Source organism: Massilia varians, assembly GCF_027923905.1.
GTDB classification, from domain to species: domain Bacteria; phylum Pseudomonadota; class Gammaproteobacteria; order Burkholderiales; family Burkholderiaceae_D; genus Telluria; species Telluria varians_B.
Genome location: NZ_AP026966.1, coordinates 2,765,706 through 2,777,081, shown reverse-complemented (window position 1 = coordinate 2,777,081; position 11,376 = coordinate 2,765,706). Strand labels below are relative to the sequence as shown.

The 11,376-nt window shown below is 64.8% G+C and carries 11 protein-coding genes and 1 tRNA gene; 2 read left to right on the top strand and 10 right to left on the bottom strand.

The window, feature by feature from the left end; translation table 11 throughout:
• Positions 1-10 precede the first annotated feature (10 nt).
• The 5 genes from MasN3_RS12585 to MasN3_RS12565 form a co-directional block, all read right to left on the bottom strand.
• On the bottom strand, positions 11-1,609 hold the full coding sequence (locus MasN3_RS12585; protein ID WP_281914431.1) for a DUF5605 domain-containing protein: 1,599 nt from the start codon (positions 1,607-1,609) through the stop codon (positions 11-13).
• 311 nt (positions 1,610-1,920) lie between these two features.
• Positions 1,921-1,995, bottom strand: a tRNA-Val gene (locus tag MasN3_RS12580).
• Positions 1,996-2,021: 26 nt separating this feature from the next.
• Complete coding sequence (dnaQ, locus tag MasN3_RS12575; RefSeq protein WP_281914430.1) at positions 2,022-2,741, bottom strand: DNA polymerase III subunit epsilon; 720 nt, start codon at positions 2,739-2,741, stop codon at positions 2,022-2,024.
• 85 nt (positions 2,742-2,826) lie between these two features.
• The gene (gene rnhA, locus MasN3_RS12570; RefSeq protein WP_281914429.1) at positions 2,827-3,285 is read right to left on the bottom strand and encodes a ribonuclease HI; all 459 of its coding nucleotides are present in this window, start codon (positions 3,283-3,285) and stop codon (positions 2,827-2,829) included.
• Complete coding sequence (locus tag MasN3_RS12565) at positions 3,282-4,055, bottom strand: class I SAM-dependent methyltransferase (RefSeq protein WP_281914428.1); 774 nt, start codon at positions 4,053-4,055, stop codon at positions 3,282-3,284. The genes rnhA and MasN3_RS12565 overlap by 4 nt, the downstream gene beginning before the upstream one ends.
• Before the next feature lie 40 nt (positions 4,056-4,095).
• Here MasN3_RS12565 and gloB point away from each other — a divergent pair, with 40 nt between their 5' ends.
• On the top strand, positions 4,096-4,896 hold the full coding sequence (gloB, locus tag MasN3_RS12560; protein ID WP_281914427.1) for a hydroxyacylglutathione hydrolase: 801 nt from the start codon (positions 4,096-4,098) through the stop codon (positions 4,894-4,896).
• A 40-nt stretch (positions 4,897-4,936) separates the two neighbouring features.
• Here the strand turns inward: gloB and aceB are convergent, their stop codons facing one another.
• The gene (aceB, locus tag MasN3_RS12555) at positions 4,937-6,526 is read right to left on the bottom strand and encodes a malate synthase A (protein WP_281914426.1); all 1,590 of its coding nucleotides are present in this window, start codon (positions 6,524-6,526) and stop codon (positions 4,937-4,939) included.
• Between the two features lie 164 nt (positions 6,527-6,690).
• Between aceB and MasN3_RS12550 the strand changes: the two genes are divergently transcribed.
• Positions 6,691-7,593: a LysR family transcriptional regulator gene (locus tag MasN3_RS12550; RefSeq protein ID WP_281914425.1), complete on the top strand. Its 903-nt coding sequence runs from the start codon at positions 6,691-6,693 to the stop codon at positions 7,591-7,593.
• Between the two features lie 91 nt (positions 7,594-7,684).
• On the opposite strand, the gene MasN3_RS12545 is transcribed toward MasN3_RS12550, so the two are convergent.
• From MasN3_RS12545 to MasN3_RS12530, 4 genes are all read right to left on the bottom strand, one after another.
• Positions 7,685-7,888, bottom strand: coding sequence for a cold-shock protein (locus tag MasN3_RS12545; protein ID WP_036215636.1), 204 nt, complete (start codon positions 7,886-7,888; stop codon positions 7,685-7,687).
• Positions 7,889-8,263: 375 nt separating this feature from the next.
• A complete protein-coding gene (locus MasN3_RS12540) occupies positions 8,264-8,611 on the bottom strand; it encodes an Hpt domain-containing protein (protein ID WP_281914424.1) in 348 nt (115 codons plus the stop codon).
• A 24-nt stretch (positions 8,612-8,635) separates the two neighbouring features.
• Positions 8,636-9,286: a uracil phosphoribosyltransferase gene (upp, locus tag MasN3_RS12535; RefSeq protein WP_281914423.1), complete on the bottom strand. Its 651-nt coding sequence runs from the start codon at positions 9,284-9,286 to the stop codon at positions 8,636-8,638.
• 154 nt (positions 9,287-9,440) lie between these two features.
• Positions 9,441-11,129, bottom strand: a complete 1,689-nt coding sequence (locus MasN3_RS12530; RefSeq protein WP_281914422.1) for an isovaleryl-CoA dehydrogenase — start codon at positions 11,127-11,129, stop codon at positions 9,441-9,443.
• Positions 11,130-11,376 lie beyond the last annotated feature (247 nt).

Below are 11,376 nucleotides of genomic sequence, written 5' to 3'. Positions count from 1 at the left end.
CTCTCTTTGCTCAATCGTCGGCCGCGGCGCCGGGTTGTGGCGCGCTCTCGCCCTGCGGCATGGCGCCGATGCGCTGGATGCGCAAGGCCATGTAGGGCTTGCCGGGCAGCGCAAGCACGCGCAGGTTTTTGTCGGCGGCGCGGTAGCGCGTCAGCTCGCCGATTTCAAAGCTGCCCGGCACCGGCTCGACCGTCATGTTCCAGGTGTCGATCAGGTCCACCTTGAAGCGCATGCCCTTCTTCAGCTCCCCGACCGGCAGCACGAAGGGCCACTCGCGCGGTCGCTCGTCGCCAAAATAATAAAGATAGTATTCCCCGGCCTTGCCGGCCGCGTTCATCACGAACAGCTGGTCGATCGGCCTGAGTCCTTCCGGCGGTCCGCTCTCGACGATCTTGCGCAGGAAGGCGATCCGCTCGGGGCTGGTGCCGGCCAGGAAGCCGCCCCCGCCGATCCAGCCATTGTCGAGGATTTCGCCATGCGTGGCATAGGCGCCCCCTAGCAGCGCGATCCAGAAGCGGCGCGTCAGCTCTTCGCCGCTGAGCTGGCCCCAGCGGCTGGCCGAATTGCCTTCGTAGTTGATCTCGTCGTGCACGATCGGCTTGCGGAAGATGTCGCGCAGCAGCGGCGACACGCCGAACACCTTCACCGCGTTGTAGTACTGCAGGCTCACGTGCGTGACCCAGGGCTTGTTGTAGTCGTAGATGCGATCGGCATTGTGAATCGAGCGCAGGTGGCCGTAAGGGTCGTACTTCTGGACGATCTGGAAGTAGCGGTCGAAGTCCTCGTCGCTCAGGTGCTTGATGTAGCTGTTCTCGTTGGCCAGGCTCCACCAGATGCCCTGGTAGGCCGCGAAGCGCGCCACCATGTAGCGGATGAAGCGCTGGTTGACGGCGTCGCTGGTGGTGTCGAAGCCCCACTGGCCCTTGTCGTAGGGGCGAAACAGGATCAGGTCGACCTGGATGCCGAGGTCCGAGAGGCGCTTCACGTCGCGCTCCAGGTTCTGGAAATAGACCGGATTGAAGCGCGAGAAGTCGAAATCGGCGCGCGACGTGCCAACAAAAGGAAACTCGGTGAGCTTGCCGGGGCCGCTCAGGTAATTCGGCTTGTAGGGCGGCACCGCCAGCATGCGCGCCTTGTTGAAGGCGCTTGCACGCAGCGTCGCCAGCGTTTGCAGCTTCTTGTCTTCCGGCTGGAAGGCCCATTCGTAGATGGTGGTGCCGAAGGGGTAGAAGCGCGTGCCGTCCGCATGGGCGAAATGGTGGACGTTGGCGACCCGCACCGGGCCCTTGTTGGCGCTTTCCACGGCGAGCACACTGCCCTTCTTTCCATCCAGTTCGGGATGGTTGCTGCGGGTGACCCAGCGCCACTCGCCGGTACTCGGCGGCATGAAGCGGATGCGATAAGTGCCTTTGCCGTCGTAGAAGCCCTCCGGGCTGAAGCTGTCGGCGCCCTTGGTGAAGGTGGCGCTGAGCTCGAGGTCGATGAAGGGGTTGCCTGCGTCCTTCCCTTGCAGGACGATCTCATGGACGCCGTACTTCTCGACGCGCTCCCGGGCATGCGAGGTGGCGGGAACGCAGATCAGGAACAGCAGGACAAGCAAGGTTTTCATGGTGTTCCTGGCTATGTTGTACGATGACTAGTCCCGAGAACATAGCAGAGCTCCCTCTGAAACTCAAGCACCGGCAGCTACGAGCTGCGCCAGTCATCGTACATCCTGGCCTTCAAGCTGGCGTGACGCTGCGGATAAGGTTCCGGCGGGCGGATCTGTTCTTGACCGATTTCAGCAGCGCCTCGGTAGTCATGCTGCTCTGTACCCCTGGACCAGTACGCCCGACCTCAGGGCCTACGCGACGCTGCAGCCCTGAAAACAAAAAAGACGCTGACTGCTAGCGCAATCAACGTCTTTTCTGACCGAATTCTTGGTGGGAAGTGCAAGTTTCGAACTTGCGACCCCTGCAGTGTGAATGCAGTGCTCTACCCCTGAGCTAACCTCCCAAAGCGAGGCGTATTATGCCACAGGATCACTCTGCCGTCACCCCCGCCGGCGAATAATTCCGCCAGAGGCAGCTGCCCTTCACGTTCTTGTCCAGGCCGGCCAGCACGTCTTCGTGCGCCGCGAGTTCCTCGGCGCTGGCGGCCACGACGATGATCTCACCGAGCGGACCCGCATCGCCCAGCTCGCCGCCGGCGCTGCTTTCCACCGCCACGTCCATGGTCAGCGAGTTCTGGCCACGCGTCATCGCCAGGTAGACGTCTGCCAGCAGTTCCGAGTCCAGCAAGGCGCCGTGCAGCTTGCGGTGCGCGTTCGAGATCTCGTAGCGGTCGCACAGCGCGTCCAGCGAGTTGCGCTTGCCCGGATGGAGTTCCTTGGCCTGCACCAGGGTATCGATCACGCCGGCGCAGTGCGAGGTGAACGACGGCAGGCCGAGGCGCTGGAATTCGTGGTTCAGGAAGCCCAGGTCGAAGGGCGCGTTGTGGATGATGACTTCGGCGCCGGCGACGTACTCGCGCAGTTCCTCGACGATCTCGGCGAACTTCGGCTTGTCGCTGAGGAATTCCGTCGTCAGGCCGTGCACCGCCAGCGCAGCCTCGTCCGAGTCGCGCTCCGGGTTGATATAACGGTGAAAATTATTGCCGGTCAGCTTGCGGTTGACGATCTCGACGCAGCCGACCTCGATGATGCGGTCTCCCGTGCGGGGATTCAGGCCGGTGGTTTCGGTATCGAGGACAATCTGGCGCATGGGGGCATGGGTGTGAGTTGAAGCGGATTGCAGTATAGCAAAACGCAGTCCCGGCCGAGGACCGGGCTCAGGCGCCTGAGGCGAATTAGCGACGCACCGAGGCGGCGCCGCGGTTGGCCAGCACGTCGGCGCGCTCGTTGCCGGGATGGCCATTGTGGCCGCGCACCCAGCGCCATTCGACCGCGTGCTGCTGCTGCGCCAGGTCGAGCGCCTTCCACAGGTCGTCGTTCTTCACCGGCTCCTTCGTCGAGGTCTTCCAGCCGCGCGCCTTCCAGCCGTGGATCCATTCCGAGATCCCTTTCTGTACGTACTGGCTGTCGGTGTGCAGGACGACCTGGCATGGCCGGGTCAAGACGCCGAGCGCCTCGATCACGGCGCGCAGTTCCATGCGGTTGTTGGTGGTGTTCGGTTCGCCGCCGAAGATTTCCTTTTCGTGGCCGCCCGATACCAGCAGCGCGCCCCAGCCGCCGGTTCCTGGATTGCCCTTGCAGGCGCCGTCGGTATAGATTTCCACCTTGGTTGGATTCGTTTGTGTGTCGCTCATTCTCTATTCGCCGCCGGCACTACTGCCGGCCGCTTGCTCGTTTTCTTGTTCCATGCAGGTCCGATGATGTGCATGCCCTTGACCCGCTTGATGGCGTGGACCACGTACACGGCGCCCAGGTAGGGCCACCAGCGCCGGCCGGCCGACTCCATCATCGAGAACCGGCTCAGCCAATGGGCTGTCCGGCACGGCGGCGCGTAGCAGCCGAAGTGGCTGCGGCTGACGCCGAGATTGAGCAATTTTAACCAGTCCTTCAGGCGCGGCATAGAGATGAACTCGCCGGAAGCCGGCAGGTAGCCGTTGCGGGTGACCTTGCCCACCCCCTGGCGCATGCCCCACAGGCTGGCCGGATTGAAGCCGCAGATAATCAGCTGCCCTTCGGGAATCAGGACGCGCTCGACTTCGCGCAGCACCTGGTGCGGCTCGCTGGCAAACTCGAGCACGTGCGGCAGCACCACCAGGTCGATGCTGTGCGAGGCAAAGGGCAGCTCTTCGAAGTCGAGGGCCACCGCGATCTGCTGGCCGCTCGCCGCAAAGGCGAGCTCGTTGGCAGTGGAAGTGCGGATCGCGGCCTGCCACTTGTTGGGCATGCGGCTGGCCGCCAGCGCGTCGAGTTGGGGCACGCCGATCTGCAGCGCGTTGAAGCCGAAGATGTCGGCCGTCAGCTCGTCGAGGCAGGCTTGCTCGAAGGCGCGCACGTAAGCGCCCGCCGGCGATTGTAGCCAGTGGTCGAGCGCTATAATGGATTTTTCCGATGCCGCGCTGTCCATGCCACCCCTTCAGCCTTCCTTTTGTTCATCCGAATCCATCATGACGAGTCAAGCACGCCAGGACCTCGCGGTCCTCACCGTTCCCGCCTTTAACGACAATTACCTGTGGGTGATCCATGACGGCGTCCATGCGGCTGTGGTCGACCCGGGCGATGCCGGCCCCGTGCAGGAAGCACTGGCCGAACACCATCTTACCCTTTCCGCCATTTTACTCACCCATCACCATGCTGACCATATCGGCGGCGTGCCTGCCCTGTTGGCGCAGGGCAGTGTTCCGGTGTTCGGGCCAGCGCACGACGGCATCGAAGGCATCACCCAGGCGGCGGGCGAAGGCGCGCGCATCACGGTGCCCGGCCTCGACCTGGAACTCGAAGTGCTCGACGTGCCGGGCCATACGCGCGGACACATCGCCTACGTGCGCCGGGCGCCGCAAGCGAACTGGCTGTTCTGCGGCGATACCCTGTTTGCCGGCGGCTGCGGCCGTTTGTTCGAAGGCACGCCCGAGCAGATGGCGGCCTCGCTCGCCAAGCTGGCCGCGCTGCCGGACGATACGCTGGTCTATTGCGCGCACGAATACACGGTGTCGAACCTGCGCTTTGCCCAGGCGGTCGAGCCCGACAACCAGGCGATCGGGCTGCGGATGAAGGATGCGAGCGAGCGGCGCGGCACCCGCTTGCCGACGGTGCCGTCGACCATCGGACTGGAGCGTGGAACCAATCCCTTCCTGCGCTACACGGAGCCGGGGATCGTGCACAGCCTGGTGCAAGCCGGCAGGCTGAAGGAAGGCGCCTCGCCGGTCGAGGCGTTCGCGGCGCTGCGCGCGTGGAAGAACGTCTTTTGAAGGGGGACGATGGCCGGCGGCGGCGGCCATCGTCCGGACCTCAGATTTCTTCGTACAGCGGCAGGGTCAGGAACTCGGCGAAGGTATCCGAGGTCGACATCTGCTCGAAGATCTCGGCCGCCCGCGCATAGCTCGGGTTGTCCCCGTTGGGCGCCACCGCCTTCACCTTGGCCAGTTCTTCCGGAATCATGGCGCGCACCATCTCGGCCGTTACCTTGCGGCCATCTTCCAGCACACCCTTGGGCGTGCGGATCCACTGCCACACCTGCGAGCGACTGATCTCGGCCGTCGCCGCGTCTTCCATCAGGTTGTGGATCGGCACGCAGCCGTTGCCGGCCAGCCAGGCGCCGAGGTAGTGGATGCCGACATTGATGTTGTAGCGCAGACCCTCTTCCGTGATCGGCGTTTCGGGCTTGAAGTCGAGCAGTTGCGCCGCCGTCACCTCGATGTCGTCGCGCTGCTTTTCGATTTGGTTGGGCTTGTCGCCCAGCACCTTCACGAACTCGCTCATCGCCAGCTCCACCAGGCCCGGGTGGGCCACCCAGCCGCCGTCGTAGCCGTCGGTGGCGTCGCGCGCCTTGTCGCTGCGCACGCCGCCCATGGCGACCTCGTTCTTGGCCGGGTCGTTCTTGATCGGGATCAGGGCCGACATGCCGCCGATCGCCGGCGCGCCGCGCTTGTGGCAGGTCTTGAGCAGCAGCAGCGCGTAGGCGCGCATGAAGGGCGCCGTCATCGTCACCTTGGCGCGGTCGGCCAGGCAGAAATCCTTGTCCAGCTTGAACTTCTTGATGCACGAGAAGATGTAGTCCCAGCGGCCCGCGTTCAGGCCGGCGCTGTGCTCGCGCAGCTCGTACAGGATCTCGTCCATCTCGAAGGCGGCCAGGATGGTCTCGATCAGCACGGTCGCCCGGATGGTCCCGCGCGGCAGCCCGAGCTCTTCCTGGGTCATCACGAAGATGTCGTTCCACAGGCGCGCCTCGAGGTGGGACTCCATCTTCGGGAGGTAGAAATAAGGGCCGGCGCCGCGCGCCAGCTGCTCTTTTGCGTTGTGGAACATGAACAGAGCAAAGTCAAAGATGCCGCCCGAGACCCGCTGGCCGTCGACCAGCACGTGCTTCTCGTCCAGGTGCCAGCCGCGCGGGCGCACCACCAGGGTGGCGACCTTGTCGTTCAGCTTGTAGGTCTTGCCGTTCTGCTCGAGCGAGATGCTGCGCCGCACGGCATCGACCATGTTGATCTGGCCGGTGATCTGGTTGTCCCAGTTCGGGGTGTTCGAATCCTCGAAGTCGGTCATGTAGCTGTCGGCGCCGGAATTGAGTGCATTGATGACCATCTTGCGCTCGACCGGACCGGTGATCTCCACCCGGCGGCATGCGAGGGCTGCGGGGATCGGCGCGATCTTCCAGTCGCCGACGCGGATATGCGCGGTGTCGGGCAGGAAGTCGGGACGTTCGCCCGCGTCCAGGCGGCGTGCGCGTTCGGCGCGCGCGGCCAGCAGTTGCTGGCGGCGCGGCTCGAAGGCGCGCGTCAGCTTTGCGACCAGCGCGAGGGCGTCCGGCGTCAGGATCTGTTCGTAACCAGGCTTGATCTCGGCGGTGATCTGCATGCCGTCTGGGGTGGCGATCGTCATTGCTCAACTCCTGTAAGTGGGAAACCAGTGCGCGCCTGCACCCCATGCAGGGCGCCTTGGCGTTTGTCATAGCATCAAGTATATTCACTTACAGATAGCTAAACGATACATTTTCTCACTACATCTGTGCGTTTTTGTATCAAATCCAAACGTATCGGCGGACCATGGACAAGTTCAGACAGATCTCCACTTTCGTGGAAGTGGTCGCACGCGGCAGCCTGTCGGCGGCGGCGCGCGCCGAAGGCATCGCGCCGGCCATGATCGGGCGCCGCCTCGACGCGCTCGAGGCGCGCCTGGGGGTCAAGCTCCTGCAGCGCACCACGCGCCGCCTGGCGCTGACCGACGAGGGCGCGGCCTTCCTGGAAGACTGCCAGCGCATCCTGGTCGAACTCGAGGAAGCCGAATCCGCCGCCGCCGAACGCAGCGCCCGCGCCACCGGGCGCCTGGTGGTGTCGGCGCCGGCCGGCTTCGGGCGCCAGCACGTGGCGACCCTGCTGCCCTCCTTCCTGGCCGAGCACCGCGAGCTGACCGTCAACCTGAACCTCACCGACCGCCTGGTGGACGTGGTCGGCGAAGGCGTCGACGTGGCGATCCGCATCGCCAGCCTGACCGACTCGAACCTGGTCGGCACCAAGCTGGCCGACAACCACCGCGTGGTAGTCGGCACGCCCGCCTACCTGAAGCGCCACGGGCGGCCGCGGGTGCTGGCGGACCTGGCGAAACACAATTGCCTGGCGATCAGTAGCGAAGGCAGCCAGCGCGGCTGGACCTTCCTGGACAAGGGCAAGCCGGTCACCCTCAAGGTGGGCGGCAACATGGAGTGCAACGACGGCGCGGTGCTGCACGCCTGGGCCCTGGCGGGCAAGGGCCTGGCCTGGCGCTCGATGTGGGAAGTGGGCGCGCAGATCGCAGCAGGCGAACTGTGCACGGTGCTGGACGAATTCGCCGCGCCCGGTAATGACATCTATGCCGTCTTTGCGCAGCGCCAGCACTTGCCTTTACGGATACGCGCCTTCGTGGATTTCTTGCGCCGCAGCTATTCTCAGCCGGAATATTGGCGGATTTGATCGCCGATCATGCAGCATGCATGGAATCCTGATCGAACGGACAAAAAAAATCCCCGGCGATCCGGGGATTTTTGCTATCGCTGGAGAGCGATTACAGCGGCTGGATGTTCGCGGCCTGCTTGCCCTTCGGGCCAGTGGTCACGTCGAACGAAACGCGCTGGTTCTCTTGCAGCGATTTGAAGCCGGTGCTCTGGATTGCCGAGAAGTGTGCGAACAGATCTTCGCCGCCTTCATCAGGGGTGATGAAGCCGAAACCCTTCGAATCATTGAACCATTTAACGATGCCAGTTGCCATTACAATTTCCTATTTCAGTTAAGTTGGGCTTGCGCCCGTTTAAGATCGTTTGAAGAAGCAAGAAAGGAATGACAGACAGACTGCACTACTACCTACAACCCAACGATCCCGCATTATACCGAATAAAAACGGCGCAACACCCATTTTGCACTGTAAAAAAGCGGATATCCGCAACAATTCCCGTAAAAATTCTCATTTTCAACTTTTATGGGCCTGTTTTTGATTCGGCAGTAGGGAAAATATAGGGCATCGAGTGGTCGCAAATTTGCGCGACATCAAACGATTCGGCAATGTTTCATTGCGATAGGGCATTGCGGCACCGGTGCAAAGCGGCTAGCACACGCCACGCCGCGCGCGCCCACGGGCGCGCAGGGGTCAGGCCAGGCCGCGCGGGTCGCGGCGCGCGGCGTCCACGAACTGCAGCAACTCCCCGACCCAGGCGGCCCAGTCGCTGGCCGCGACGGCGTCAAAGGCGGTCAGCACGCGCAGGCGCTGCTCCAGCAGGCGCGCATGCTGGCCGAGGCTGCGGTAACCGAAGGTGACGGCGGAGCCGGCCATGGTATGCAGGATGGCCTGCAACTCGGCGGCGGTGGCCGCGGGCTGGGCCGGATCGAGTCCGGCGGCCAGCAGACCGATGCGATCGAGGAGCGCGGGAAGCCGGCTGGAAAAGCCGGCGTTCGCCGACGCCAGGCGCGAGAAGAACTGCTGGTCTGCCGCGTGCATGCCCGTCCTCCTCGCGTCGTGTGCTTACTTGGTGCCGAAGATGCGGTCGCCGGCGTCGCCCAGGCCCGGCACGATGTAGGCGTCCTCGTTCAGGTGCGAATCCAGCGAGGCGACATAGACCTTCACGTCCGGATGCGACTTCTGGAACACCTCGAGGCCTTCCGGCGCCGCCACCAGCGCCAGGAACAGGATCTGCTCGCTCGGCACGCCGCGCTTCTTCAGCACGTCGACGGCATGGACCGCCGAGTTGCCGGTCGCGATCATCGGGTCGCACAGGATGAAGGTGCGCTCATTGGTATCCGGCAGACGCACCAGGTACTCCACCGGCTCGTGGGTGTCCGGGTCGCGGAACACGCCGATGTGGCCGACGCGGGCCGAAGGCACCAGCTCCAGCAGGCCGTCGCTCATGCCGATGCCGGCGCGCAGGATCGGGACGATCGCCAGCTTCTTGCCGGCGATGACCGGGGCCTCGATCGTCACCAGCGGGGTCTGCACGGTGCGGGTGGTCAGCGGCAGGTCGCGCGTGATCTCGTACCCCATCAAGAGCGTGATCTCGCGCAGCAGTTCGCGGAAGGTGCGCGTGGACGTGTCGTGCTCGCGCATGTGCGACAGCTTGTGCTGGATCAGCGGGTGGTTCAGGATGAAGAGGTTGGGGAAGCGCGGATCTTGTTTCATGGTCGGTGTCAAACGTGTGGGTGTGAGGCTCTTGGACCGGCATTATCCCAGCCGCGCGCGCATTTGTCCCTTTTTTCTGCACGTTTCGACAAGAAATCGGGGGTGTTGCGTGTTTCCGTGCTTGTTCTGCGCTTGTTCTGCGCTTGTTGCGCGCTTATTGCGTGGTCAGCGCCCGCGCCAGGATCGCGGCGCAGTCGGCGTTCGCCGGCAGCCGTCCGAAGGCGCCGCCCGGCTCGCAGGCGATGCGCGAGGCCAGGAAGGCGTCCGACACGCAGGCCGGCGCGTGGCGCAGCAGCAGCGCCGCCTGTACCGCCAGCACCAGGCGCTCGGCCAGGCGCCGCGCGCCGGCTTCGATCCCGGCCTGGGCCGGCAATTCGTCGAGCAGCCGCGCGGCATAGGCGTCGAAACGCCGGTCCAGCCCCAGCGCCGGCCCCAGCTCGGCGGCCAGCGCCGCGCGCGCCTCCGGCAGCGACTTGCCGAGCGCGCGCAGCAGGTCCAGGCACATCACGTTGCCCGAGCCTTCCCAGATCGAGTTGACCGGCAGTTCACGGTAAATGCGCGCGAGGGGACCATCCTCGACGTAGCCGTTGCCGCCCATGACCTCCATCGCCTCGGCCCCGAAGGCCGGCCCGCGCTTGCAGATCCAGTACTTGCCGGCCGGGGTCAGGATGCGGCCCAGCAGGGCCTGCGCCGGATCGCCGCCCTGGTCGAAACAGCGCGCCAGGCGCAGCGCAAAGGCGGTGGCGGCTTCGGATTCGAGCGCGAGGTCGGCCAGCACGTTCTGCATCAGGGGCTGCTCGCTGAGGACGCGCCCGAAGACGCTGCGCGCGCGCGCGTGGTACAGCGCATGGCACAGGGCCGCGCGCATGATGCCGGCGCTGCCGAGCACGCAATCGAGCCGGGTGTAGCCGCCCATCTCGAGGATGGTGGGGATGCCGCGCCCCGGCGCGCCGACCATCCACCCGAGCGCGCCCTGGAATTCCACTTCCGAGGAAGCGTTCGAGCGGTTGCCCAGCTTGTCCTTCAGGCGCTGCACCCGGATCGCATTGCGGCTGCCGTCCGGCAGAAAGCGCGGCACGAAGAAGCAGCTCAGGCCCTGCTCGTCGGCCTGCGCCAGGATCAGGTGGGCATCCGCCTGCGGCACCGAGAAAAACCACTTGTGACCGACGATACGCCAGGCGCCCTCGCCTTCGGCGCCGAAGCGCCGGGCCGCCTCGCCGGCCGGCAGCGGCACGGCGCGGGTCGTGTTGGCGCGCACGTCGCTGCCGCCCTGCTTCTCGGTCATGCCCATGCCCACCAGCGCGCCGCGCTTGGCCGCCACCGGCAGCGAGCGCGGGTCGTACTCGTTCGACAGGATCTTCGGCAACCAGGCGGCCGCCAGCGCGGGGGCGCGGCGCAGCGCCGGCACCGAGGCGAAGGTCATCGTCACCGGGCACTGGGCGCCGTTCTCCACCTGCCCGAACAGCAGGTACTGGGCGGCGCGCGCCACCTGGGCGCCCGGACGCGCATCGACCCAGGGCGCAGAATGGGCGCCGGCGCCGATCAGGAGCGCCATCAGGCGGTGCCAGGCCGGGTGGAACTCGACTTCGTCGACCCGGTTGCCCATCCGGTCAAAGCTGACCAGGCGCGGGCCGTTGGCATTGGCCAGGCGCGCCAGGTCGAGAACCTCGGCACGGCCCAGCTCGGCGCCCAATGCGGCGAGCGCGGGGCCTGCCCAGCCCGCCCCTTCGCGTTCGAGCGCCTCGCGCAGCGCCGCATCGCAGCGAAACAGGTTCACGTCCGCGAAAGGAGCGGCCTGATTCAGCACCTCATGGGTCTCGAAACCGGTGTCGAAGGGCTTCATTTTTTGCTCTCTCTTCCGTTATAGGTGGAGGGGTGCGACCAAGTGTTGCAACTGAGCATCAACTCACAAGCAATTATCATTAAGCAATTTGCTGCAGAGCAATAATCGGCGACAATGCCAATAAATATAACTTGCTTCGGTAGCAATCACGCTAACGCAAAGACCTTGTGAAGGCAAGCCGCTGCGGCAGCGCAAGGACAGACAAAACCGGACCGGTACTTGTGATTTTTAATGCCGTTCGGAATCT

Excerpts from the sequence above, each read along its gene's own strand:
- MasN3_RS12585 (WP_281914431.1), bottom strand. The coding sequence starts at position 1,609 with ATGAAAACCTTGCTTGTCCTGCTGTTCCTGATCTGCGTTCCCGCCACC.
- dnaQ (WP_281914430.1), bottom strand. The coding sequence starts at position 2,741 with ATGCGCCAGATTGTCCTCGATACCGAAACCACCGGCCTGAATCCCCGC.
- rnhA (WP_281914429.1), bottom strand. The coding sequence starts at position 3,285 with ATGAGCGACACACAAACGAATCCAACCAAGGTGGAAATCTATACCGAC.
- MasN3_RS12565 (WP_281914428.1), bottom strand. The coding sequence starts at position 4,055 with ATGGACAGCGCGGCATCGGAAAAATCCATTATAGCGCTCGACCACTGG.
- gloB (WP_281914427.1), top strand. The coding sequence starts at position 4,096 with ATGACGAGTCAAGCACGCCAGGACCTCGCGGTCCTCACCGTTCCCGCC.
- aceB (WP_281914426.1), bottom strand. The coding sequence starts at position 6,526 with ATGACGATCGCCACCCCAGACGGCATGCAGATCACCGCCGAGATCAAG.
- MasN3_RS12550 (WP_281914425.1), top strand. The coding sequence starts at position 6,691 with ATGGACAAGTTCAGACAGATCTCCACTTTCGTGGAAGTGGTCGCACGC.
- MasN3_RS12545 (WP_036215636.1), bottom strand. The coding sequence starts at position 7,888 with ATGGCAACTGGCATCGTTAAATGGTTCAATGATTCGAAGGGTTTCGGC.
- MasN3_RS12540 (WP_281914424.1), bottom strand. The coding sequence starts at position 8,611 with ATGCACGCGGCAGACCAGCAGTTCTTCTCGCGCCTGGCGTCGGCGAAC.
- upp (WP_281914423.1), bottom strand. The coding sequence starts at position 9,286 with ATGAAACAAGATCCGCGCTTCCCCAACCTCTTCATCCTGAACCACCCG.
- MasN3_RS12530 (WP_281914422.1), bottom strand. The coding sequence starts at position 11,129 with ATGAAGCCCTTCGACACCGGTTTCGAGACCCATGAGGTGCTGAATCAG.